The organism is Streptomyces huasconensis, assembly GCF_021028635.1.
Classification (GTDB): domain Bacteria; phylum Actinomycetota; class Actinomycetes; order Streptomycetales; family Streptomycetaceae; genus Streptomyces; species Streptomyces huasconensis.
In genome coordinates this window covers 2,767,231-2,790,458 of record NZ_CP086119.1, presented here as the reverse complement: position 1 = coordinate 2,790,458, position 23,228 = coordinate 2,767,231, and the positions used below count along the sequence as shown (strand labels likewise).

General features: G+C 72.0%; 18 protein-coding genes. 11 read left to right on the top strand and 7 right to left on the bottom strand.

The genetic code is table 11. The features are described from left to right. Nucleotides 1-112 precede the first annotated feature (112 nt). Nucleotides 113-1,156 (bottom strand): LacI family DNA-binding transcriptional regulator, encoded by a 1,044-nt coding sequence (locus tag J2N69_RS12505; protein ID WP_230900817.1) that lies wholly within the window; start codon nucleotides 1,154-1,156, stop codon nucleotides 113-115. Nucleotides 1,157-1,392: 236 nt separating this feature from the next. Between J2N69_RS12505 and J2N69_RS12500 the strand changes: the two genes are divergently transcribed. Genes J2N69_RS12500 through J2N69_RS12490 form a run of 3 tightly spaced genes read left to right on the top strand, consistent with a single transcriptional unit; the run spans nucleotide 1,393 to nucleotide 4,555 of the window. Further along, the gene (locus J2N69_RS12500) at nucleotides 1,393-2,553 is read left to right on the top strand and encodes a Gfo/Idh/MocA family protein (RefSeq protein WP_230900816.1); all 1,161 of its coding nucleotides are present in this window, start codon (nucleotides 1,393-1,395) and stop codon (nucleotides 2,551-2,553) included. Then, nucleotides 2,550-3,719, top strand: a complete 1,170-nt coding sequence (locus tag J2N69_RS12495) for a dihydrodipicolinate synthase family protein (protein WP_230900815.1) — start codon at nucleotides 2,550-2,552, stop codon at nucleotides 3,717-3,719. The genes J2N69_RS12500 and J2N69_RS12495 overlap by 4 nt, the downstream gene beginning before the upstream one ends. After that, on the top strand, nucleotides 3,716-4,555 hold the full coding sequence (locus J2N69_RS12490; protein ID WP_230900814.1) for a sugar phosphate isomerase/epimerase family protein: 840 nt from the start codon (nucleotides 3,716-3,718) through the stop codon (nucleotides 4,553-4,555). The genes J2N69_RS12495 and J2N69_RS12490 overlap by 4 nt, the downstream gene beginning before the upstream one ends. Before the next feature lie 18 nt (nucleotides 4,556-4,573). On the opposite strand, the gene J2N69_RS12485 is transcribed toward J2N69_RS12490, so the two are convergent. Continuing rightward, complete coding sequence (locus tag J2N69_RS12485) at nucleotides 4,574-4,786, bottom strand: hypothetical protein (RefSeq protein ID WP_127913185.1); 213 nt, start codon at nucleotides 4,784-4,786, stop codon at nucleotides 4,574-4,576. Nucleotides 4,787-5,114: 328 nt separating this feature from the next. On the opposite strand from J2N69_RS12485, the gene recD2 reads away from it, so the two are divergent. Beyond that, entirely contained in the window at nucleotides 5,115-7,349 is a 2,235-nt protein-coding gene (gene recD2, locus J2N69_RS12480) for an SF1B family DNA helicase RecD2 (protein WP_230900813.1), read from the top strand. Between the two features lie 217 nt (nucleotides 7,350-7,566). After that, complete coding sequence (locus tag J2N69_RS12475) at nucleotides 7,567-8,865, top strand: citrate synthase (protein WP_167516009.1); 1,299 nt, start codon at nucleotides 7,567-7,569, stop codon at nucleotides 8,863-8,865. A gap of 483 nt (nucleotides 8,866-9,348) precedes the next feature. On the opposite strand, the gene J2N69_RS12470 is transcribed toward J2N69_RS12475, so the two are convergent. The 4 genes from J2N69_RS12470 to J2N69_RS12455 form a co-directional block, all read right to left on the bottom strand. Then, nucleotides 9,349-11,640, bottom strand: a complete 2,292-nt coding sequence (locus J2N69_RS12470) for a heavy metal translocating P-type ATPase (protein WP_230900812.1) — start codon at nucleotides 11,638-11,640, stop codon at nucleotides 9,349-9,351. Between the two features lie 62 nt (nucleotides 11,641-11,702). Further along, on the bottom strand, nucleotides 11,703-12,026 hold the full coding sequence (locus tag J2N69_RS12465) for a heavy-metal-associated domain-containing protein (protein ID WP_230900811.1): 324 nt from the start codon (nucleotides 12,024-12,026) through the stop codon (nucleotides 11,703-11,705). 141 nt (nucleotides 12,027-12,167) lie between these two features. Next, nucleotides 12,168-12,365, bottom strand: coding sequence for a MerR family transcriptional regulator (locus J2N69_RS12460; protein ID WP_127912920.1), 198 nt, complete (start codon nucleotides 12,363-12,365; stop codon nucleotides 12,168-12,170). Nucleotides 12,366-12,656: 291 nt separating this feature from the next. Next, the gene (locus J2N69_RS12455) at nucleotides 12,657-13,556 is read right to left on the bottom strand and encodes a sugar phosphate isomerase/epimerase family protein (RefSeq protein WP_230900810.1); all 900 of its coding nucleotides are present in this window, start codon (nucleotides 13,554-13,556) and stop codon (nucleotides 12,657-12,659) included. A 173-nt stretch (nucleotides 13,557-13,729) separates the two neighbouring features. On the opposite strand from J2N69_RS12455, the gene iolC reads away from it, so the two are divergent. The 6 genes from iolC (at nucleotide 13,730) to J2N69_RS12425 (ending at nucleotide 21,753) form a co-directional block, all read left to right on the top strand. Next, the gene (iolC, locus tag J2N69_RS12450; RefSeq protein ID WP_230904694.1) at nucleotides 13,730-14,656 is read left to right on the top strand and encodes a 5-dehydro-2-deoxygluconokinase; all 927 of its coding nucleotides are present in this window, start codon (nucleotides 13,730-13,732) and stop codon (nucleotides 14,654-14,656) included. Between the two features lie 119 nt (nucleotides 14,657-14,775). Continuing rightward, nucleotides 14,776-15,702: a Cgl0159 family (beta/alpha)8-fold protein gene (locus tag J2N69_RS12445; protein ID WP_230904693.1), complete on the top strand. Its 927-nt coding sequence runs from the start codon at nucleotides 14,776-14,778 to the stop codon at nucleotides 15,700-15,702. A gap of 28 nt (nucleotides 15,703-15,730) precedes the next feature. Beyond that, nucleotides 15,731-16,543 (top strand): 5-deoxy-glucuronate isomerase, encoded by an 813-nt coding sequence (iolB, locus tag J2N69_RS12440; RefSeq protein ID WP_230900809.1) that lies wholly within the window; start codon nucleotides 15,731-15,733, stop codon nucleotides 16,541-16,543. After that, nucleotides 16,540-18,429 carry a 3D-(3,5/4)-trihydroxycyclohexane-1,2-dione acylhydrolase (decyclizing) gene (iolD, locus tag J2N69_RS12435; RefSeq protein ID WP_230900808.1) on the top strand — a complete coding sequence of 630 codons (1,890 nt, stop codon included), beginning with the start codon at nucleotides 16,540-16,542 and terminating at the stop codon, nucleotides 18,427-18,429. The genes iolB and iolD overlap by 4 nt, the downstream gene beginning before the upstream one ends. A 17-nt stretch (nucleotides 18,430-18,446) precedes the next feature. Next, nucleotides 18,447-19,949 carry a CoA-acylating methylmalonate-semialdehyde dehydrogenase gene (gene mmsA, locus J2N69_RS12430; RefSeq protein WP_230900807.1) on the top strand — a complete coding sequence of 501 codons (1,503 nt, stop codon included), beginning with the start codon at nucleotides 18,447-18,449 and terminating at the stop codon, nucleotides 19,947-19,949. Between the two features lie 385 nt (nucleotides 19,950-20,334). Then, nucleotides 20,335-21,753: an APC family permease gene (locus tag J2N69_RS12425; protein WP_230900806.1), complete on the top strand. Its 1,419-nt coding sequence runs from the start codon at nucleotides 20,335-20,337 to the stop codon at nucleotides 21,751-21,753. 97 nt (nucleotides 21,754-21,850) lie between these two features. Here the strand turns inward: J2N69_RS12425 and J2N69_RS12420 are convergent, their stop codons facing one another. Next, entirely contained in the window at nucleotides 21,851-23,080 is a 1,230-nt protein-coding gene (locus J2N69_RS12420; protein WP_230900805.1) for a threonine synthase, read from the bottom strand. Nucleotides 23,081-23,228 lie beyond the last annotated feature (148 nt).

Sequence of the window (23,228 nt, the reverse complement as noted above, 5' to 3'; positions counted from 1 at the left end):
GGGCCCGAGCCGGTGAGCCCGAGCTGGAGAAGCCGAGCCGATGAGCCCGAGCCGGTGAGCCCGAGCCGGAGAAGCCGAGCCGAAGAGTCCGAGCCCAAGAGCCGAGCCGCCCCTACCGCGGCCCCGCCGTGGACCCCCGCACCATCAACTCCCCGTGCACCGTCGCCACACCCCCCGGCGGCGGCTCCTCCTTGCCCATGGCGATGCGTCCCGCCCGCGCCCCCGCCTCGTGCAGCGGCAGCCGTACCGTCGTGAGCGCGGGCACCGCGTCGACGCTGAACGGCAGGTCGTCGAAGCCCGCCACCGAGACGTCGTCGGGGATGCGCAGCCCCTTGTCCCGCAGCGCGGCGCACGCGCCGAGCGCCACCGTGTCGTTGGCGGCGACGACGGCCGTCAACTCCGGGGCGCGGCGCAGGAGTTCGACGGTCGCGTCGTACCCGGAGCGCCGGTCGTAGGGGCCGTGCACGGTGAGCGCGGGGTCGTCCTCGACGCCGTGCGCGGCCAGCGCCGCGCGGTGGCCCTCCAGGCGGTGCCGGGTCGTACTGCGTTCGCGGGGGCCCGCGATGTAGCCGACGCGCCGGTGGCCGAGGCCCAGCAGGTGCGCGGTGAGTTGCCGGCCGCCGCCGCGGTTGTCGAAGGTGAGCGCCACCGCGTCGGTCCCCGGCGAGGGCGGCCGTCCGCACAGCACCACCCGGGTGCCCGCCTCCGCGAGGCGCCGCAGTTTCCCCGCCATCGCGGCGGCGTGTTCGGCCTCCTCGATGGCGCCGCCGGTCAGGATCACCGCGGCGGCGCGCTGCCGCTGGAGGAGCGTGAGGTAGGTCAGCTCGCGCTCCGGGGAGCCGCCGGTGTTGCAGACCACCGCCAGCCGCTCCCCGCCCGCGCGGCCGCCGGGCCCGCCGATCTCGGACTGCACGGCGCCCGCGATGATCCCGAAGAAGGGGTCGGCGATGTCGTTGACGAGGATGCCGACCAGGTCGGAGGTGGCCGCGGCGAGCGCGCTCGCGGGGCCGTTCAGGACGTAGTCGAGGTCGTCGACGGCCCGCAGGACCCGCTCACGGGTGGCGGCGGCCACGGGGTAGTTGCCGTTCAGCACGCGGGAGACGGTGGCGGGGGAGACCTGCGCGCGCGCCGCCACGTCCGCCAGGGTCACGGTCATCTCGTCGTCCTCCGGTCACTGCGCCGGCCCGGCACCCTTGTCCGAACCCTGTGCGGCAGGCTAGCTTCTCCATGGATAGAAAGCGCTTGCTGCGACCTCAGGACTTCGGTGCACGCCGAGCGTGCCGCGCCCGCCACACCGGAAAAGCACCCGCCACACCGGAAAAGCGCACGCCACGCACGAAAAGCGCCCGCCACACCGCAAAGCGCTCGCCACCCGCTGACGGAGGGACTCTCGTGACACGCAAGACGGTGCGCATCGCCATGAACGGCGTCACCGGACGCATGGGCCACCGCCAGCACCTCGTCCGCTCGATCCTGGCCCTGCGCGAACAGGGCGGCCTCGACCTCGGCGACGGCACGGTGCTGTGGCCCGAGCCGGTCCTGGTGGGCCGCAGGGAGCACGCGCTGCGCGCGCTCGCGGAACAGCACGGCCTGGAGCACTTCTCGACCGACCTCGACGCGGTCCTCGCCGATCCGGCCGTCGACATCTACTTCGACGCGCAGGTCACCGCCGCCCGCGAGGACGCCCTCAAGAAGGCCATCGCCGCGGGCAAGCACCTCTACACCGAGAAGCCGACCGCCACCGGCCTGGACGCCGCCCTCGGCCTCGCCCGGCTGGCCAGGGACGCGGGCGTCAAGCACGGCGTCGTCCAGGACAAGCTCTTTCTGCCGGGCCTGCTCAAGCTGAAGCGGCTCATCGACGGCGGCTTCTTCGGCCGCGTCCTGTCGGTGCGCGGCGAGTTCGGCTACTGGGTCTTCGAGGGCGACTGGCAGTCCGCCCAGCGCCCCTCCTGGAACTACCGCGCCGAGGACGGCGGCGGCATCGTCGTCGACATGTTCCCGCACTGGGAGTACGTCCTGCACGAGCTGTTCGGCCGCGTACGCACCGTCCAGGCGCTGACCGCCACGCACATCCCGCGGCGCTGGGACGAGCACGCCAAGCCCTACGACGCCACCGCCGACGACGCCGCGTACGGAGTCTTCGAACTGGACGGCGGAATCATCGCGCAGATCAACTCCTCCTGGGCCGTGCGCGTCCACCGCGACGAACTGGTGGAGTTCCAGGTCGACGGCACCGAGGGCTCGGCCGTCGCCGGGCTGCGCGGCTGCCGCGTACAGCACCGCGGCGCGACACCGAAGCCGGTGTGGAACCCCGACCTGCCCGCCCCCCACTCCTTCCGCGACCAGTGGCAGGAGGTCCCGGACAACCAGGGCCCCGACGGGTACGACAACGGCTTCAAGGCGCAGTGGGAGCTGTTCCTCAAGCACGTCTACGCCGACGCGCCCTACCGCTGGGACCTCCTCGCGGGCGCGCGCGGCGTGCAACTCGCCGAGCTGGGCCTGAAGTCCTCCGCCGAGGGCCGCCGCCTCGACGTACCGGAGATCGAGCTGTGACCGGGCCCCTCCAGGTGCTGCTGCCGGCCGAGGGAGGCGGCACGCGCGCGTACACCCCGCGCGGCGAACCCCTCCGGATCGCCGCCGGCGGCCCGCCGCCCACCTCCCGCACCGTCTTCTCCGCCGCCCACGTCGTCGCCGACCCCTTCGCGGACGTCTCCCCGGACGGCCCCGCCGCCGTCGACTGGGACGCCACGCTCGCCTTCCGCCGCCACCTGTGGTCGCACGGCCTGGGCGTCGCCGAGGCCATGGACACCGCCCAGCGCGGCATGGGCCTGGACTGGCCGTGCGCCGCCGAACTCATCCGCCGCTCGGCCGCCGAGGCGAAGGCGGTCGGCGGCCGCATCGCCTGCGGCGTCGGCACCGACCAGCTGCCATCGCCCGCGAAGCTGCCGCAGATCGTCCAGGCGTACGAGGAGCAGCTCGCCGTCGTCGAGGCGGCCGGCGCCCAGCCGATCCTGATGGCGTCGCGCGCCCTCGCCGCCGCGGCCGCCTCGCCGGACGACTACGCCGAGACGTACGGCCACCTCCTGCGCCAGGCGAGCGAGCCGGTCATCCTGCACTGGCTCGGCCCCATGTTCGACCCCGCCCTCGCGGGCTACTGGGGCTCGGCCGACCTGGACGCGGCGACCGACACCTTCCTGGACGTCATCGCCGCCCACCCCGACAAGGTCGACGGCATCAAGATCTCGCTCCTGGACGCGGACCGCGAGGTCGCCCTGCGCCGCCGCCTCCCGCGGGGCGTGCGCTGCTACACCGGAGACGACTTCCACTACCCCGAGCTGATCGCGGGCGACGGCCACGGCTTCAGCCACGCGCTGCTCGGCGTCTTCGACCCGCTCGGGCCGCTCGCCGCCGAGGCGGTGCGCGTCCTGGACACCGGTGACGCGCAGGCCTTCCGCGCCCTCCTCGACCCCACCGTCGCCCTCTCCCGCCACCTCTTCGAGAACCCCACGCGCCACTACAAGACCGGCGTGGTGTTCCTCGCCTGGCTGGCCGGGCACCAGACACACTTCACGATGGTGGGCGGCCTCCAGTCGGCCCGCTCGCTCCCGCACCTCGCCCGCGCCTACGAACTGGCCGACGGCCTCGGCCTGTTCCCCGACCCCGCCCTGGCGGCGTCCCGGATGCGCTCGCTGCTGACCGTCCATGGAGTACCGCAATGAGCACCGCCGCGCTGCCACTGACCCGCCTCAGCGTCAACCAGCAGACCGTCAAGCAGCTCTCCCTCCCCGAACTCGCCGACGGCTGCGCCAAGGAGGGCATCCCCGCCGTCGGCCTGTGGCGCGCACCGGTCCAGGAGTACGGGGTCGAGCGCACCGCCCGCCTCATGCGTGACGCGGGCCTCACGGTCACCAGCCTGTGCCGGGGCGGCTTCCTCACGGACACCGAAGAGGCGGCACGCGCGCGTGCCCTCGACGACAACCGCGCGGCGATCGACGAGGCGGCAATCCTCGGCACCGACACCCTGGTCCTCGTCTCGGGCGGTCTGCCGCCCGGCAGCCGTGACCTGGCCGGGGCCCGGGAGCGCGTCGTGGAGGCCCTCGGGGTCCTCGGGCCGCACGCGGAGGAGCGGGGCGTACGCCTGGCCGTCGAGCCGCTGCACCCGATGTTCGCCGCCGACCGCTGCGTGGTCTCCACGCTGGGGCAGGCCCTCGACCTGGCGGAGCGCTTCCCCGCACACCAGGTGGGCGTGGTCGTGGACACGTACCACGTGTGGTGGGACGACCAGGCGCCCGCGCAGATCGCGCGGGCGGGGCGGGGCGGCCGGCTGCACGCCTTCCAACTGGCGGACTGGATCACGCCGTTGCCCGCGGGCGTGCTGCTCGGTCGGGGGCAACTGGGCGACGGAAGCGTCGACTTCAAGGCCATCCGGACATGCGTGGAGGACGCCGGGTACGACGGCCCGGTCGAGGTCGAGATCTTCAACGAGGCGCTGTGGGCGCGGGACGGGGCAGAGGTGCTGCGCGAGACGGCGGAGCGCTTCACCGCGTACGCGTGAGGGACGCCCCCCGGCGGGCTAGCCCTTGCCGCCCTTCCGGCGCGCCGCCTTCTTGGAGACCACCGCGATCACCACGGGGGCGAGCATCTCGATGCCGCGGGTGACGGTCTGCACCGGGAGGCCGGTCCTCTTGGAGATCGCTTTGGCCACCGGCCTGCTCATCTTCGTGACGACACCGAACATCATCTCTCCAGGCTCTCGCAGCTCGACAGGGGGTGTCCGACCGGACATCAGCACTCCTGGGTCAAACGCTACGTCCGCCCCCGCGCGTCGGCACCCCGAAACCGCGCACCGCACGCCCTCCGCGAAATTTCTCCGCGACGCCGTGCAACCCTTCGGGCACGACGCGTGTCGTACTTGCTGTCAGGACTTTCCGAGGGGGAAATCCGGGGGGATTGCGGGGGGCTTCTGGCACTGGGGGAGGGGCCGAGGGGGCCCGGTCGACGGACCGGGCCCCCTCGTGTGTCGGCCGCCGTGCGCTTCCCTCCCAAAGTCGTCCACAGGCGACAGTTGTCCACAGGCTGTCCGTGCTGTCGGTGCCGGGCGGTAGCGTCGGATCATGTCGAGTCCACCTGTAGCGACGGCGGTGGTCGAGGGAGTCCTCGAACGCATCACGTACGCCAATGAGGAGACCGGTTACACGGTCGCGCGCGTCGACACCGGCCGCGGCGCCGGCGACCTGCTCACCGTCGTCGGTTCGCTGCTCGGCGCCCAGGTCGGCGAGTCCCTGCGCATGCAGGGCCGCTGGGGCTCCCACCCGCAGTACGGCAAGCAGTTCACCGTGGAGAACTACACGACGGTGCTGCCCGCCACCATCCAGGGCATCCGCCGCTATCTCGGCTCCGGCCTCATCAAGGGCATCGGCCCCGTGATGGCCGACCGGATCACCACCCACTTCGGCGTGGACACCCTCGACATCATCGAGACCGCGCCGAAGCGGCTCGTGGAAGTGCCCGGCCTCGGCCCCAAGCGGACCAAGATGATCGCCGCCGCCTGGGAGGAGCAGAAGGCCATCAAGGAGGTCATGGTCTTCCTCCAGGGAGTGGGCGTCTCCACCTCCATCGCCGTGCGGATCTACAAGAAGTACGGCGACGCCTCGATCTCCGTGGTGAAGAACGAGCCGTACCGCCTCGCCGCCGACGTCTGGGGCATCGGCTTCCTCACCGCCGACCGCATCGCCCAGGCGGTCGGCATCCCGCACGACAGCCCGGAGCGCGTCAAGGCCGGTATCCAGTACGCCCTTTCGCAATCCACCGACCAGGGCAACTGCTACCTCCCCGAGGAGCGCCTCATCGCGGACGCGGTGAAGCTGCTCCAGGTCGACACCGGCCTCGTCATCGACTGCCTCGCCGAACTCGCCGGGGAGGAAGAGGGGGTCGTCCGCGAACCCGTCCCGGGGCCGGCCGGCGGCGACGCCATCACCGCCGTCTACCTGGTCCCCTTCCACCGGGCCGAACTCTCCCTGGCCGGACAGCTCACCCGCCTCCTGAAGACCCCCGAGGACCGCATGCCCGCCTTCCAGGGCGTCGCCTGGGACAAGGCGCTCGGCTGGCTCGCGGGGCGTACGGGGGCCGAGCTGGCGCCCGAGCAGGAAGCGGCGGTGCGGCTCGCGCTGACCCGGAAGGTCGCCGTCCTGACCGGCGGCCCCGGCTGCGGCAAGTCCTTCACGGTCCGCTCCATCGTCGAGCTGGCCCGCGCCAAGAAGGCCAAGGTCGTCCTCGCCGCCCCCACCGGCCGAGCCGCCAAGCGCCTCGCCGAACTCACCGGCGCCGAGGCCTCGACGGTCCACCGCCTGCTCGAACTGAAGCCCGGCGGCGACGCGGCGTACGACAAGGAGCGGCCCCTCGACGCCGATCTGGTCGTGGTCGACGAGGCCTCGATGCTCGACCTGCTCCTGGCGAACAAGCTGGTGAAGGCCGTGCCGCCCGGCGCCCACCTGCTCTTCGTGGGCGACGTGGACCAGCTGCCCAGCGTCGGCGCCGGCGAGGTCCTGCGGGACCTGCTCGGCGAGGGCAGCCCGGTCCCCGCCGTCCGCCTCACCCGCATCTTCCGGCAGGCCCAGGAGTCGGGCGTGGTCACCAACGCCCACCGCATCAACTCCGGCCTCCCGCCGCTCACCCAGGGCATGAAGGACTTCTTCCTCTTCGTCGAGGAGGAGACCGAGGAGGCGGGCCGCCTCACGGTGGACGTCGCGGCCCACCGCATACCCCGCAAGTTCGGCCTCGACCCGCGCCGCGACGTCCAGGTCCTCGCCCCCATGCACCGCGGCCCGGCGGGCGCCGGGAACCTCAACGGCCTCCTCCAGCAGGCCATCACCCCCGCCCGGCCCGGCCTGCCGGAGAAGCGGTTCGGCGGGCGGGTCTTCCGCGTCGGCGACAAGGTCACCCAGATCCGCAACAACTACGAGAAGGGGCGGAACGGCGTCTTCAACGGCACGGTCGGCGTCGTCACCGCCCTCGACCCCGACGAGCAGCGGCTCACCGTCCTGACCGACGAGGACGAGGAAGTCCCCTACGACTTCGACGAACTGGACGAGCTGTCCCACGCGTACGCCGTGACGATCCACCGCTCCCAGGGCAGCGAGTACCCGGCCGTGGTGATCCCGGTCACCACGGGCGCCTGGATGATGCTGCAGCGCAACTTGCTCTACACGGCGGTGACACGCGCCAAGAAGCTGGTGGTCCTCGTCGGTTCGCGCAAAGCTCTGGGGCAGGCCGTACGCACGGTCTCTGCGGGCAGGCGTTGTACGGCACTGGATTTCCGGCTCTCGGGGCACCGCGGAGAGGCCCCGTGACGGGGTGCGAACCCATTTGATCGATCAAATGAGTCGCAAACGTCACACAGCACTTCCGGAACCGGGGCGAAGGGGGCAGGATGAGCAGGTTGGCGGCACTGAGTGCCGCCAATAGGCCCAATGGTCGACCCCGAGTGCACTCTCCAGGGCCAAATGGGGGATGGTAGAGACAGTCAGGGCACCTCGAAGAAGAGGCACAACGTCGGTGAGGGATGACGTGAGCGAGAACGGTAACAACGCTGTAGTACTGCGGTACGGCGATGGCGAGTACACCTACCCGGTGATCGATTCGACCGTCGGTGACAAGGGCTTCGACATCGGGAAGCTCCGCGCCCAGACCGGTCTGGTGACCCTGGACAGCGGCTATGGCAACACCGCCGCCTATAAATCCGCCATCACCTATCTCGACGGTGAGCAGGGCATCCTCCGGTACCGCGGCTACCCGATCGAGCAGCTGGCCGAGCGCTCCACCTTCACCGAGGTGGCGTACCTGCTGATCAACGGCGAACTGCCGAAGGTCGACGAGCTGGCCTCGTTCAAGAACGAGATCACGCAGCACACCCTGCTGCACGAGGACGTCAAGCGGTTCTACGACGGCTTCCCGCGCGACGCCCACCCGATGGCCATGCTGTCGTCCGTGGTCAGCGCGCTGTCGACGTTCTACCAGGACAGCCACAACCCGTTCGACGAGAAGCAGCGTCACCTCTCGACGATCCGCCTGCTCGCCAAGCTTCCGACGATCGCCGCCTACGCGTACAAGAAGTCGCAGGGCCACCCGGTCGTCTACCCGCGCAACGACCTCGGCTACGTCGAGAACTTCCTGCGCATGACCTTCTCGGTGCCCGCCGCCGAGTACGAGCTGGACCCGGTCGTCGTCGCCGCGCTCGACAAGCTGCTGATCCTGCACGCGGACCACGAGCAGAACTGTTCGACTTCCACCGTGCGTCTGGTCGGCTCCTCGCAGGCGAACATGTTCGCCTCGATCTCGGCCGGCATCTCGGCCCTGTGGGGCCCGCTGCACGGCGGCGCCAACCAGTCGGTCCTGGAGATGCTGGAAGGCATCCAGGCCTCCGGCGGCGACGTCGACACCTTCATCCGCAAGGTGAAGAACAAGGAAGACGGCGTGAAGCTCATGGGCTTCGGGCACCGCGTCTACAAGAACTTCGACCCCCGGGCGAAGATCATCAAGGCGGCGGCGCACGACGTCCTCTCGGCGCTCGGCAAGTCCGACGAGCTGCTCGACATCGCGCTCAAGCTGGAGGAGCACGCGCTGGCCGACGACTACTTCGTCGAGCGCAAGCTCTACCCGAACGTGGACTTCTACACCGGCCTGATCTACCGGGCCATGGGCTTCCCGACCGAGATGTTCACCGTGCTCTTCGCGCTGGGCCGCCTGCCGGGCTGGATCGCGCAGTGGCACGAGATGATCAAGGAGCCGGGTTCGCGCATCGGCCGCCCGCGCCAGATCTACACCGGCGAGGTGCTGCGGGACTTCGTCCCGGTCGAGGGTCGCTGATCTTTCTTCGGGAACTGCGGGCCGGATCGGGCCGGTCGCGCAGTTCCCCGCGCCCCTTCGGGGCGCTCCCTCATCTGCGGCTCAAAAGCGAGAAGCGCCCCGCCGTCGATCCCCCCACGGGTCGACGGCCGGGGCGCTTCCCTTTTTCCCGGTGCGGATTCCCCCCACGGGATCCGGCCGGGCGTCTGTGGTGCGCTGCGGTCTGCCGGGACGCGTACCGACGGGAGGGCCGCTCAAAGCTCCCCGACGCACGTGCCCCGGCCAACGCATGCCAAGGACATCCCCCAAGATGTCCTCCGATGTCAGAAGACGTCCCCCAAGACATCTTCCGGCATCGTCCCATTAGACTCGCGACCCCCCAAGATGGTTACGTTCGGATCACTGTGATCTGCGTCTCTTGCATATGTCTCGAACATGCGCAAGAGCACCGATATGGGGATCTGTGCGCTCGCGTGAGGATGCTGAAACGGTCCTGTGAAGGGCTTATGAGAACGTCCGCAGACGCAGGCTGTTGGTGACCACGAAGACCGAGGAGAACGCCATCGCGGCGCCCGCGATCATCGGGTTCAGGAGCCCGGCCGCGGCGAGCGGCAGCGCGGCCACGTTGTAGCCGAAGGCCCAGAAGAGGTTGCCCTTGATGGTCGCGAGGGTCTTGCGGGAGAGCCTGATGGCATCGGCCGCCACCCGCAAGTCCCCACGCGCCAGCGTCAGGTCGCTCGCCTCGATCGCCACGTCGGTGCCGGTGCCCATCGCCAGGCCCAGATCGGCGGTGGCGAGCGCCGCCGCGTCGTTCACCCCGTCCCCGACCATCGCCACGACCCGGCCCTCGGCGCGCAGCCGCGCCACGACGTCGACCTTGTCCTGCGGCAGGACCTCCGCGTACACGGCGTCCGGGGCGATCCCCACGGCCTGCGCCACGGCGTCGGCGACGGCCCTGTTGTCACCGGTGAGCAGTACCGGCGTCAGGCCGAGCGCCCGCAGCTCGCGCACCGCCCGAGGGCTCGTCTCCTTCACGGCGTCGGCGACCGTGAGCACGCCGCGCGCGACGCCGTCCCAGGCGACGAGCACGGCCGTGCACCCGGCGGCCTCCGCCTTCTCCCGCAGCGGGATCAGCGTGTCCAGGTCCGTGACCCCCGCCTCCGCGAGGAGCCGCTCGCGCCCCGCCAGCACCTCATGCCCCTCGACCGTGCCGCGCACCCCGAGCCCGGGGACGCTCTCGAACCCCTGCGGCGTCGGCAACCGGCCGACCGCGGTGCCGAGCCGCTCGGCGGCGCCCCCCGCCACGGCCCGGGCGACGGGGTGCTCGGAGGCGTGCTCCAGGGCGCCCGCGAGGCGCAGCAGCTGCTTCTCGTCCGTTCCTTCGGCGGCCCCGGCGGCGTGCACGTCCTGCATCTCCATGCGCCCCGTGGTCACCGTCCCCGTCTTGTCCAGGACGACCGTGTCGACGCGGCGCGTGGACTCCAGGACCTCGGGGCCCTTGATGAGGATGCCGAGCTGGGCGCCGCGCCCGGTGCCGACCATGAGGGCCGTGGGGGTGGCGAGGCCCAGCGCGCACGGGCAGGCGATGATCAGCACGGCGACGGCGGCCGTGAACGCGGCCGTCACGTCACCCGTGGCGCCCAGCCAGGCGGCGAGTGTGCCGGCCGCGATGAGCAGGACCACCGGTACGAACACCCCGGCGATCCGGTCGGCGAGGCGCTGCACCTGCGCCTTGCCGGTCTGCGCGTCCTCCACGAGCCGCGCCATGCGGGCCAGTTGGGTGTCGGAGCCGACGCGCGTGGCCCGCACCACCAGGCGCCCCGAGGTGTTCACGGTCGCCCCGGTGACGGTGTCGCCGGGGCCGACGTCGACCGGCACGGACTCACCGGTCAGCATCGAGGCGTCGACCGCCGAGGCGCCCTCGACGACGGTGCCGTCGGTCGCGATGGTCTCCCCGGGGCGTACGACGAACCGGTCGCCGACGGCCAGCCGCCCGACCGGGACCCGCTCCTCCGTGCCGTCGGGACGCAGTACGGCGACGTCCCTGGCGCCCAGTTCGAGCAGGGCGCGCAGGGCGGAGCCGGCCCGCCGCTTGGCGCGGGCCTCCAGCCAGCGGCCGAGCAGGATGAACGTGACGACACCGGAGGCCACTTCGAGATAGATGGTCGAGGCGCCGTCCCCGGGCGAGGCCGTGAAGGTGAAGCCGTGCCGCATCCCGGGCATCCCGGCGTCGTCGAGGAAGAGCGCCCACAGCGACCAGCCGAAGGCGGCGAGGGTGCCGACCGAGACGAGCGTGTCCATGGTCGCCGCGCCGTGCCGGAGGTTGGTGAACGCGGCGCGGTGGAAGGGCAGGCCGCCCCAGACGACGACGGGCGCGGCGAGGATCAACGAGAGCCACTGCCAGTTGTCGAACTGGAGGGCGGGGACCATCGCGAGCAGGACGACGGGCAGGGAGAGGACCGCGGAGACGGTCAGGCGCTGCCGCAGCGTGTCGGGCTCGGTGATGTCGGCGGTGGTCGGGGCGGGCGCGCCCTCGGCCGCCGGGGCCCCGGGGGCCGGTTCGGGTTCCGGCGGGGGCGGGACGATCTCCTCGGCCGTGTAGCCCAGCTTCTCGACCAGGGCGATCAGCTGGGCGACGTCGACTCCGTCGGCGTACGAGACCTTGGCCTTCTCGGTGGCGAGATTGACCGAGGCGGTCACGCCCTCCACGCGGTTCAGCTTCTTCTCGATGCGGGACGAGCAGGAGGCGCAGGTCATCCCGCCGACGGCGAGTTCGACTTCGGAGACTTCGGTCATGACTCCTTGGTACTACTTCCGGCCGGGCGGGGCGGCGGCGGGCCCGCCGTCCCGCCCGTGGCTCAGGCCTTGACGCCGACGAGTTCGTAGCCCGCCTCGTCGACCGCGGCGCGTACCGCGGCCTCGTCCAGTGGGGCCGCGGAGACCACGGTGACCAGGCCGGTGGCGGCCACGGCCGCGACGGAGCCGACGCCCGCGAGCTCCGAGATCTCCTCGGAGACGGCGCCCTCGCAGTGGCCGCAGGTCATGCCCTTCACCTCGTACACCGTGGTGACGGAGCCCTCCGGCGTCTCGGCCGCGCCGCCGGAGTGGCAGGAACCGCTGGGGGAGCAGCAGGAGCCGGTCGTCTCGGACGCGGCCTGCGGGAGCTCGGTCTGGGCGCTCATGTCGTTCTCCTCGGGAGGCGTGTGTAGGTATGCGACGTCATGTGCAGGAGGAGGCCCCGGAGCCCCCGGGGCCTCCTGACATGCCTCACCCTATACCCCTAGGGGGTATTTCTCAACGAGATCCGATCCCGGTCGCGGCGGTCAGTCTCTGCGTCCCCGGTTGCCCGGGCGGGACGCGACCCACGCGCGGACGGTGTCGGCGTACCAGTAGGGCTTGCCGCCCTCCACGTGGTCGGGGTCGGGCAGCAGACCGTGCTTGCGGTAGGAGCGCACGGTGTCGGGCTGCACCCGGATGTGCGCGGCGATCTCTTTGTACGACCAGAGCCTGCGGTCGGTCATGGGTGGCACCTCCCTGCGCGCGTCCAGCGCGGCCGGAGCGGCCGACGGGGGAACTGGGCGCGAGCGCGGCGATCACTCAGCCTGTGCCCCATGAACGACACAGAGTGACCATCGGGGAGCGGCTGTCGTCCGCCTGTGACGCAAGGACCGCGTACATGAGACATGTGTGACAAGAAAAGCGTGTTTAGGACGGAAGTGACGCATGAGGGGGATGCCGGCCGGCCGAAGCCGAGCAGCAGGGTCACCGCGCCGATGGCCGCCCGTCGGGCGACCGCAGGACGCCGGGGGTCCTCAGGCCCCGCACGACCGCAGGTAGGCACGGGTGCGGCGGGCGATCGGCAGCGGCTTGTCCGGCGGGCACGGATACATGTCCTGCTCGACGATCGCGAAGAGGTCGACGTCGAGCCGCTGCGCCGCGGCGAGGACGGGCCCGAGGTCCGGCACCCCGGCGGGCGGCTCGCACATCACGCCGCGGGCCACGGCGGGCCCGAACGGCACCTCCTCCGCGCGCACGGCGGCGAGGATCTCCGGGTCGACCTGCTTGAGGTGCAGATAGCCGATGCGTTCGCCGTACGTCTCGATGAGTTCGACGCTGTCGCCGCCGCAGTACGCGTAGTGCCCGGTGTCCAGGCAGAGCGAGACGAGGTCGGGGTCGGTGGCGTCGAGGAAGCGGGTGACGTTCTCCTCGGTGTCGATGTGCGTGTCCGCGTGCGGGTGGACGACGACCCGCAGGCCGTACCGCTCGCGGACCTCGTGGGCCAGGCGCTCGGTCTGGGTGGTCAGTTCGCGCCATTGCGCGGGCGTCAGAACGCGGTCCTCCAGAACCACGCCCGTCTTGTCGTCACGCCAGAAGGAGGGGATGACGACGAGGTGCCGCGCGCCCACGGCCCGGGTGAGGGCGGCGATGTCGGCGACGTGCGCCCAGGTCTTCTCCCAGACGGCGGGGCCGTGGTGCAGGCCCGTGAAGACCGTGCCCGCGGAGACCCTGAGGCCGCGGCGGGCCGTCTCGTCGGTCAGCTCGGCGGGGTCGGTGGGCAGATAGCCGTAGGGGCCGAGCTCGATCCACTCGTAACCGGAGGCGGCGACCTCGTCGAGGAAGCGGCGCCAAGGGACCTGCCGGGGGTCCTCGGGGAACCACACGCCCCAGGAGTCGGGCGCCGAACCGATCCGGATGCGAGACAGCGTCGTCATGCCGGCAAGCCTTCAGGCCGCCTCGGAAGGGTGTCAAGGAGATGCCGAGGATTGGTCCGAATGTAAGGACAAAATGTTGACAGGGCTCCGGGAGCGGGATTAGACCTGGGGCAGGCGCCGCCGAGAGGGAGTGCAGGGTGACGGACCCGACAGAGCCGTACGACGTCATCACCATGGGGCGGATCGGCGTGGATCTGTATCCGCTGCAGAGCGGGGTGTCCCTCGCCGAGGTCACCACCTTCGGGAAGTTCCTGGGCGGCTCGGCCGCCAACGTCGCGGTCGCCGCCGTCCGCCTCGGCCGGCGCGTCGCCCTCATCACGCGTACCGGCGAGGACCCCTTCGGCACCTATCTGCACCGGGCGCTGCGGGAGTTCGGGGTCGACGACCGCTGGGTGAGCGGGGTCGCGGGGCTGCCGACACCGGTGACGTTCTGCGAGGTCTTCCCGCCGGACGACTTCCCGCTGTACTTCTACCGGCTGCCCAAGGCACCCGACCTGGAGATGTACGAGGGTGAACTCGACCTCGGCGCGATCGCGGCGGCGCGGATCTTCTGGATGACCGGGACCGGGCTGTGCGCCGAGCCGAGCCGGTCCGCGACGCTGGCGGCGCTGGCCGCGCGCTCGGCCGGGGTGACGGTGTTCGATCTCGACTGGCGGCCCATGTTCTGGGGCGACCCCGCCGAGGCCCGGCCCCACTACGCCGCCGCCCTCGCCCACGCCACGGTCGCCGTCGGCAACCTCGACGAGGTGGAGATCGCCACGGGGGAGCGGGAACCCCGGGCGGCCGCGCGGGCGTTGCTCGACGCGGGGGTCGAACTGGCCGTGGTCAAGCAGGGCCCCAAGGGCGTCCTCGCGATGAACCGCGCCGGAGAGTCGGCCGAGGTCCCTCCGCTGCCGGTGACCGTGCTCAACGGCCTCGGCGCGGGCGACGCGTTCGGCGGGGCGCTGTGCCACGGGCTGCTCGCGGGGTGGGAGTTGGAGCGGATGATGCGGTACGCGAACGCGGCGGGGGCGATCGTGGCGTCGCGGCTGGAGTGTTCGTCCGCGATGCCGTTTGCTGGCGAGGTCGCCTCGGCGGTGGAAACGGGGGGTGTGTTGTGAGCGCCGGTCAGGGGCACCCTCCGCGGGGCTCCGCCCCGGGCCCCGCTCCTCAAACTCCCCCAGACTCCGTCCGGGGGGACCCGCAGGAGCTGGATTTTGGGGGCCGGACGCCGGAGGGGCTGGATTTTGGCGCACCAGGGTTTGGTCGGCCGACCCGAGTCGTTGATGTCGCCGCCCTCAGCCGTACCCGTGCCCACCACCCCGAAGCCGTCGCCGAAGCCGCCGCCCGACGGGTGCGGCGGCCGCTGCTCGGGGGCCGCGGGCGGCTGTTGATCATCGCCGCGGACCATCCCGCACGCGGCTCCCTCGGCGTCGGGGGCGAACCGTTCGCCATGGCCCGCCGCGGCGACCTCCTCGAACGGCTCTGCCTCGCGCTCTCGCGCCCCGGCGTCGACGGCGTGCTCGCCACCGCCGACATCCTGGACGACCTGCTGCTCCTCGGCGCCCTCGACGGCAAGGTCGTCCTCGGGTCGATGAACCGCGGCGGCCTCGCCGGGGCCTCCTTCGAGCTGGACGACCGGTTCACCGGATACCGCCCCGAGGACCTCGCACGGCTCGGCTTCGACGCGGGCAAGCTGCTGCTCCGCGTCGACTACGACGACCCCGGATCGCTGACCACCCTGCACTCCGCCGCGCGCGCCGTCGACGCCATGGCCGCACGCCGGCTGCCCGTCTTCGTCGAGCCCTTCCTGACCCGCCGCGGGGGACCGGGCGGCACCGGGCCGCCGCGCAACGACCTGAGCGCCGAGGCCGTCACCACGTCCATCGCCATCGCCTCGGGACTCGGCGGGAGTTCCGCGTACACCTGGCTGAAGGTGCCCGTCACCGAGAACCCCGACGACATGGCCCGCGTCATGGAGACGTCGACCCTGCCGGCGGTGCTGCTCGGCGGTGACATCGGGGACGATCAGGACGCCGCGTACGAGAAGTGGCGCGGCGCCCTGCGCCTGCCCACGGTGCGGGGGCTCGTCGTCGGCAGGGCGCTGCTGTATCCGCCCGACGGGGACGTGGCGGGGGCGGTCGACACCGCCGCGGGGCTGCTCTAGCGGAGCACAGGGGCTCAAGGAGGCTCACATGACGTACGTACCGAAAGGCAGTGCGGCCGATGGCCCGTACGCCGTCGACATCGATCCGAAACGGGCAGGCTGGACGTACTCCGCGCTGCGCGTCGTCGAGATCGGACCCGGTGGCATCCACTCCTTCGCCACGGGGGAAAGCGAATGGATCGTGCTCCCGCTGACCGGCGGCTGTACGGTGCACGCGGAAGGCGGGATCATCGAACTCCTGGGCCGGGAGAGCGTGTTCAGCGGAGTCTCCGATTTCGCTTACGTGCCCCGTGATGCCCACATCCAGATCGCCTCCGGCGCGGGAGGCCGCTTCGCCCTGGCAGGAGCGAAGTGCGAGCGTCGACTCCCCGCCCGCTACGGCTCCGCGCCGGAGGTTCCCGTCGAAAGCCGCGGCAGCGGCACCTGCGCCCGCGAGGTCCGGGGGTTCGCCGCCGCGGACGCCTTCGACTGCGACCGCCTCATCGCCGTCGAGGTGGTCACGCCGGGCGGCAACTGGTCCTCGTATCCGCCGCACAAGCACGACGAGCGCCGCCCGGGCGTCGAGGCCGAGCTGGAGGAGATCTACTACTTCGAGATCGAGGCGCGGGACGGGCGGGAAGGCTTCGGATATCAGCGGGTCTTCCCCTCCCGGGAGGGCGGCACCGATGTGCTGGCCGAGGTCCGCACCGGTGACGCCGTGCTCGTGCCCGACGGCTGGCACGGCCCCTCCGTCGCCCAGCCCGGCCACGCCATGTACTACCTGAACGTGATGGCGGGGCCCGGCGAGGAGAGGGAATGGCGGATCCGCTTCCACCCCGACCACACGGAGGGCTACCGATGACGCGGCCGCCGCGAACCGGCATCCGGCTCACCACCGCCCAGGCGCTCGTACGCTTCCTGTCCCGCCAGTACACCGAGCGGGACGGTGTGCGGCAGCGGCTGATCGGCGCGACCTGGGGCATCTTCGGCCACGGCAACGTGGCGGGCATCGGGCAGGCCCTCGTCGAGTACGCCGATGACATGCCGTTCCATCAAGGGCGCAACGAACAGGCCATGGTGCACGCCGCCGTCGGGTACGCCCGGCAGTGCGGCCGCCTGGCCACCCACGCCGTCACCACGTCCATCGGGCCCGGCGCCACCAACCTCGTCACGGGCGCCGCGCTCGCCACCGTCAACCGGCTGCCGGTCCTCCTCCTGCCCGGCGACATCTTCGCCGCCCGGCCCGCCGACCCGGTGCTCCAGCAGCTCGAAGTGCCGTACGCGGGCGACGTGTCGGTCAACGACTGCCTGCGGCCCGTCTCGAAGTACTTCGACCGCGTGACCCGCCCCGAGGCGCTGATCCCCGCCGCGCTCGCCGCGATGCGGGTCCTCACCGACCCCGCCGACACCGGCGCCGTCACGCTGGCCCTGCCGCAGGACGTGCAGGCGGAGGCCCACGACTGGCCCGAGGAGTTCTTCGCCGAGCGGGTGTGGGTCGTACGGAGGACCGCTCCCGACCCGCTCGAACTGGCCGCCGCCGTCGCCGCCGTACGCGAGGCGCGGCGGCCGCTGGTCATCGCGGGCGGCGGCGTCCACCACAGTGCCGCCGAGGACGCCCTCAAGGAGTTCGCCGACGCCACCGGCATTCCCGTCGCCTCCACCCAGGCGGGCAAGGGCTCCCTGCGCTTCGACCACCCGGCGGACGTCGGCGGCATCGGCCACACCGGCACGGCGACCGCGAACGAACTGGCCCGCGCCGCCGACCTGGTGATCGGCGTCGGCACCCGCTACAGCGACTTCACCACGGCCTCCGGCACGCTCTTCGAACAGCCCGGGGTGCGCTTCCTCAACCTCAATGTGACCCCGTTCGACGCGCACAAGATGGCGGGCACGACCCTCGTCGCCGACGCCCGCGCCGGCCTGGAGGCGCTCACGCGGGAGCTGCGCGGCCACCGCGTCGAGCCCGCCTACTGCGAGGAGTACCGGGGCGACAAGGCGCGCTGGGAGCAGCGCGTCGACGCCGCCTACCTCGCGGACGAGCCGGACGTGCGGCCCACGCAGGCCCAGGTCCTCGGCGCCCTCGACGCGGTGGTGACGGAGGAGGACGTCGTCATCAACGCCGCCGGGTCGCTCCCGGGCGACCTGCACAAGCTGTGGCGGACGCGGTCGGCGCGGCAGTACCACGTCGAGTACGGCTACTCCTGCATGGGATACGAGATCCCGGCGTCGATCGGTGTCGCGCTCGCCGCACCGGGGCGCCCGGTGTGGGCGCTGGTCGGCGACGGCACGTACCTGATGAACCCGACCGAGATCGTCACCGCCGTCCAGGAGAACGTGCCGATCAAGGTCGTCGTCCTCCAGAACCACGGCTACGCCTCCATCGGCGGTCTCTCGCAGTCCGTGGGCGGCGAGCGGTTCGGCACGGACTACCGCTTCCGGGCGGCCGACGGGTCGTACAGCCAGGGCCCGCTGCCCGTCGACCTCGCCGCCAACGCCGCCTCGCTCGGGATGCGGGTCCTGCGCGCCAAAACGGTGCGTGACCTGCGGGAGGCCCTGCGCGAGGCGCGGGGCGCGGACCGTCCCACATGTGTCTATGTGGAGACGGAAACCGCAGACACAGTGTCGGGCCCGCCCCCGGCGCAGGCGTGGTGGGATGTGCCCGTGGCCGAGACGGCGACCCGGGCGTCCGCGGTCAAGGCCAGGGAAGAGTACGACCGGCACGTCGCTGCCCGACGCCGCCACCTGTGAGAGTAGGGATGCTTGTCATGACGAAGACCGTCAACCACTGGATCGGTGGCAAGACTGTCGAGGGCGCGTCCGGCACGTACGGCCCGGTCACCGACCCGGCGACCGGCGCCGTCACCACGCGGGTCGCCTTCGCGGACGTCGACGAGGTGGACGCCGCCGTCGCCGCGGCCCGCGAGGCCTTCGCGACCTGGGGCACCTCCTCGCTCGCCAAGCGCACCGCGATCCTCTTCACGTTCCGCGCGCTGCTCGACGCCAACCGCGACGCCATCGCCGAGCTGATCGTCGCCGAGCACGGCAAGGTGCACTCCGACGCGCTCGGCGAGGTCGCGCGCGGCCTGGAGATCGTCGACCTGGCCTGCGGCATCACCGTGCAGCTCAAGGGCGAGCTGTCCACCGAGGTCGCCTCGCGCGTGGACGTCTCCTCCATCCGCCAGCCGCTCGGTGTCGTCGCGGGCATCACGCCGTTCAACTTCCCGGCCATGGTGCCGATGTGGATGTTCCCGCTGGCCATCGCCTGCGGCAACACCTTCGTCCTGAAGCCGTCGGAGAAGGACCCGTCGGCGTCGATGAAGATCGCGGAGCTGCTGAGCGAGGCCGGGCTGCCGGACGGCGTCTTCAACGTCGTCCATGGCGACAAGGTGGCCGTGGACCGCCTGCTCGAACACCCGGACGTGGCGGCCGTCTCCTTCGTGGGCTCGACCCCCATCGCCCGCCACATCCACGCCACCGCCTCCGCCCACGGCAAGCGCGTGCAGGCGCTCGGCGGTGCCAAGAACCACATGCTGGTCCTGCCGGACGCCGACCTGGACGCGGCCGCCGACGCCGCCGTCTCCGCGGCCTACGGCTCCGCGGGCGAGCGCTGCATGGCCATCTCCGCCGTCGTCGCGGTCGGCTCCATCGCCGACGAGCTGGTGGCGAAGATCAAGGAGCGCGCCGAGAAGATCAAGATCGGCCCGGGCAACGACCCGGCGTCCGAGATGGGCCCGCTCATCACCGCCGCCCACCGCGACAAGGTCGCCTCGTACGTCACGGGCGCCGCGGCCGAGGGCTGCGAGGTCGTCCTCGACGGCACCGGATACACGGTGGAGGGCCACGAGAACGGCCACTGGATCGGCCTCTCGCTGCTCGACCGCGTACCGACCACCGCCAAGGCCTACCAGGACGAGATCTTCGGCCCGGTCCTGTGCGTGCTGCGGGTCGACACGTACGAGGAGGGCGTGGCCCTCATGAACGCCTCGCCGTTCGGCAACGGCACCGCGATCTTCACCCGCGACGGCGGCGCGGCCCGCCGCTTCCAGCTGGAGATCGAGGCGGGCATGGTCGGCGTCAACGTGCCGATCCCGGTGCCGGTGGGCTACCACTCCTTCGGCGGCTGGAAGGACTCCCTCTTCGGGGACCACCACATCTACGGCAACGACGGCACGCACTTCTACACGCGCGGCAAGGTCGTCACCACGCGCTGGCCCGACCCGTCGGACGCGCCGGCCGGGGTCGACCTGGGCTTCCCGCGCAACCACTGAGTCATCTGTGGGTGACAGCGCGTAGAGCGGGGCCGTCCGGATTCCGGACGGCCCCGATTCTTTTTTGGCGCCTCTCTTGCGGTTCCCGTGCACAGGGCGCAATCCGGGCAGTGAAAGCAGTCGCGTTCATACGCCTGCAATACGAAGGTCATATTCGGTGTCGGCATGTTCATTGGGGCCCCAGTGGGCAAACTCTTGCGAAAGCGAGGCGACTTGGGGTGCGGGCACGCTGCGGATTCCGTAGGTAAATGACCGTTGACGTTCCGGTTATCGCCGGGGTTCGATGACCCGCCGGGAGCCACCGAAACACCAGCTCAGAAGCCTTCGGAGGCGATAGGGCTCCCGCCGCATCTCCTGCCGTACGAGTCGATCGGAATCGCGCTTCATGACCGACACGCTCCGCCCGCTCCCGTCGCCCACCGCCGCGCCCCCGGTGGCCCTGGCCGTCCCGGGAACTCCCCAGAAGCTCAAGCGTTCCATCGGCGTCGTCGGCGGCACCCTGCTCACGCTGTCGTGCGTGACGCCCGCCTCCACGCTCTTCGTGGTCGTCCCCGACCTCTTCTCCTCGCTCGGCACCGCCACCGCGCTCACCATCGCGATCGGCTCCCTGCTCTGCGTGGGCGTCGCGTTCTGCTACTCCGAGCTGGGCACCCTCATCCCCAGCGCGGGCGGCGAGTACGCGATGGTCTCCACGATGGCGGGGCGCCTGGCCGGCTGGCTGGTCTTCGTCCTGTCGCTGCTCGTCGTCATGATCGTGCCGCCCGTCATCGCCATGGGCACGGCGGACTACCTCGCGCCGGTCGTCCACCTCGACCCGTCCTACGCGGGCGCCGGCGTCATGATCTGCGCGACCCTCGCGGGCCTGCTCGACCTGCGCGCCAACGCCTGGATCACCGGCATCTTCCTGGTCCTGGAAGTCGTCGCGGCGGGCGTCGTGGCCGTCCTCGGCTTCGCCCACGCCGAGCGGGGCGCGGGCAGCCTGGTCGACCTGTCGGTGGCCGGTTCCGGCCCCGGCGGCGTCGACGCCGTCACGGCCATGCTGATCGTCTCCGGTCTCGCCATCGCCCTCTTCGTCACGCAGGGCTTCTCCACGGCGGTCTACCTCTCCGAGGAGCTGGAGAACCCGCGCCGCAACGTCGCCCGCACCGTCCTCGCCACCCTCGGCATCTCCGCCGTGATCATCCTGGTGCCGGTCATCGCGATCACCATGGGCGCGGAGAGCCTGACCGCGCTGACCGAGGGCGACATCAGCGCCATGGTGACGGCCTGGTCCAACTCGGCCGTGGGGACGTTCGTCAGCCTCTGCGTGGCCCTCGCGATCATCAACGCGGGCATCGTCATGGTCATCCAGAACTCCCGCGTCCTGTTCGCCTCGGCGCGCGACAAGGCATGGCCCACGCCGGTCAACAAGGCGCTCTCGAAGCTCGGCGCGTCCGGCGCCCCCTGGATCGCCACGCTCCTGGTGGGCGTGCCCGGCGCGCTCCTGTGCTTCGTCAACCTCGACACCCTGTACGGCGTGACCGGCGTCTCCGTGACCGGCATGTACCTCCTGGTGGCGGTCGCCGCGCTGCTGGCCCGCCGCGGCTCCCATGGCCACGCGGCCGCCTGGCGGATGCCGCTGTGGCCCGCCGTGCCGGTGGTGCTCATCGCCGTCCTCGCGTACGTGCTGAGCCGGCAGGAGACGGAGTACCTGGTGTGGACCGGCGGCATCGTGCTCGTGGCCACGCTGTACTGGGCGCTGTACCTGCGGCCCCGCCGGGACACGCGGTGGCTGGTGAGCGTGCCGGAGGACGGGCAGGGCTGAGGGGCTCCGCCCCAGCCCGGCCGTCGGTCGCCGGGCGGCGGAGCCGCAAGCTTCGGGAAGGGGCGGGCTCGGGGAAAGAACCCCCCGGAGGCGGACCTCAGCCCCTCCCCACCCGCCGCTCCACCTCGGCCCAGTCCTCCGGGTCCACCACCGCCGAGCCGCCCGCCTCCAGCAGGTCACGGTCCTTGAAGCCGCTCGACGTGGACACGCACACCACGGGCCCGTCGGCCACCTCCTCCCCGAGCTGCCGGTAGCCCGCGAGCCCGGCCGCCGCCGACAGCTCCGCCCACAGCCCCGCCCGCGCCAGCTCCGCCCGCGCCGCCACCATCTGCGGGTCGGAGACGAGCAGCGCCCGGCCCCCGCTCTCCCGCAGGGCGACCACCCCGCGGTAGCCGCCGACCGCGCAGTCGATCGCGTACGCCGCCGTCTCGGCGACCGGGACCCGCGCCGCGGGCACGCCCTCCCGCACGGCCGCCGCCAGCGGCCCCCCGGCCCCCGGCTCGCAGCTGTAGAGGCGGGGCACCCGCTCGGCGAGACCGAGGGCGGCCAGCTCCGCGAAGCCCTTCCAGACGCCGAAGAGGAGTTCGCCGTACCCGGTGGGCACGAACACCGCGGCGGGCACGCCGAGTTCCGCGTAGATCTCGTAGGCGAGCGTCTTGTAGCCCTCGGGTCCGAACGCGTGCCCGGTGTGCGTGGGCGTCACGTTGCTCACCGGGTGGTAGCCGAACCGCTCCGCGATCCGCCGCAGCAGCGGCCATCGCGCGTCCTCCGGCACCTGGAGCATCACCGCGCCGTACGCCCGCAGGAACGCGCCGACCGCGGGCGGCGTCCCGGCCGAGCAGATCACCACGCACCGCAGGCCCGCCCGCGCCGCGTACGCCGCCGCCGAGGCGCCGTGGTTGCCCGACGAGGCGACGACGACGCCCTCCGCGCCCGCGCCGGCCGCCGCGCTCACCGTGACGCGGTTGATGCGGTCCTTGTGGCTCCAGGTCGGGTTGCGGGACTCATCCTTGATCCACAGCCCGTCCCCGAGCGGGACGAGCGGCGTGCCGCCCTCGCCGAGGCCGGGCGCGCGCAGCGGCGGCAGGAGCGGGGCCCAGCGCTCGTGGCCGCGCGGGCCGCCGGGCGCGGCGGTGAAGAGGTCGGCGGGCACCTTGTCGTACGCGTAGTCGACCTCGACCGGGTACGACACGCTGTCCGTGCTGGTCACCGGACACCCGCCGGTGAGCGGCGGCCACAGGGGGAAGCGGACGGAAGGGTCGCCGAGCGAGCGCTGGCCGGTGGCGAGGGAGGCCGGGGAGGTGCGGGGCGAGGCCGGAGATGTCATAGGTGCAGCGTAGGTTCACCCCTGACGCGGTAGGTCCCGCTCAGCCGAAGTCCCACCCGTCCGAGGTGAACCACCCCTCGTTGTCCGTTCTCCCGGCGTACCACGGTTGCGGTAGGCGGGCGCGGAGTCTACTCCCCGGGGAGTCGGC

What these genes read in the sequence shown, in the direction of transcription:
- J2N69_RS12485 (WP_127913185.1), bottom strand. Translation starts at nt 4,786, where the DNA reads ATGTCCGGTCGGACACCCCCTGTCGAGCTGCGAGAGCCTGGAGAGATG.
- J2N69_RS12490 (WP_230900814.1), top strand. Translation starts at nt 3,716, where the DNA reads ATGAGCACCGCCGCGCTGCCACTGACCCGCCTCAGCGTCAACCAGCAG.
- iolD (WP_230900808.1), top strand. Translation starts at nt 16,540, where the DNA reads ATGACGCGGCCGCCGCGAACCGGCATCCGGCTCACCACCGCCCAGGCG.
- recD2 (WP_230900813.1), top strand. Translation starts at nt 5,115, where the DNA reads ATGTCGAGTCCACCTGTAGCGACGGCGGTGGTCGAGGGAGTCCTCGAA.
- J2N69_RS12425 (WP_230900806.1), top strand. Translation starts at nt 20,335, where the DNA reads ATGACCGACACGCTCCGCCCGCTCCCGTCGCCCACCGCCGCGCCCCCG.
- mmsA (WP_230900807.1), top strand. Translation starts at nt 18,447, where the DNA reads ATGACGAAGACCGTCAACCACTGGATCGGTGGCAAGACTGTCGAGGGC.
- J2N69_RS12420 (WP_230900805.1), bottom strand. Translation starts at nt 23,080, where the DNA reads ATGACATCTCCGGCCTCGCCCCGCACCTCCCCGGCCTCCCTCGCCACC.
- J2N69_RS12505 (WP_230900817.1), bottom strand. Translation starts at nt 1,156, where the DNA reads ATGACCGTGACCCTGGCGGACGTGGCGGCGCGCGCGCAGGTCTCCCCC.
- iolC (WP_230904694.1), top strand. Translation starts at nt 13,730, where the DNA reads ATGGGGCGGATCGGCGTGGATCTGTATCCGCTGCAGAGCGGGGTGTCC.
- J2N69_RS12470 (WP_230900812.1), bottom strand. Translation starts at nt 11,640, where the DNA reads ATGACCGAAGTCTCCGAAGTCGAACTCGCCGTCGGCGGGATGACCTGC.
- iolB (WP_230900809.1), top strand. Translation starts at nt 15,731, where the DNA reads ATGACGTACGTACCGAAAGGCAGTGCGGCCGATGGCCCGTACGCCGTC.
- J2N69_RS12455 (WP_230900810.1), bottom strand. Translation starts at nt 13,556, where the DNA reads ATGACGACGCTGTCTCGCATCCGGATCGGTTCGGCGCCCGACTCCTGG.
- J2N69_RS12460 (WP_127912920.1), bottom strand. Translation starts at nt 12,365, where the DNA reads ATGACCGACCGCAGGCTCTGGTCGTACAAAGAGATCGCCGCGCACATC.
- J2N69_RS12465 (WP_230900811.1), bottom strand. Translation starts at nt 12,026, where the DNA reads ATGAGCGCCCAGACCGAGCTCCCGCAGGCCGCGTCCGAGACGACCGGC.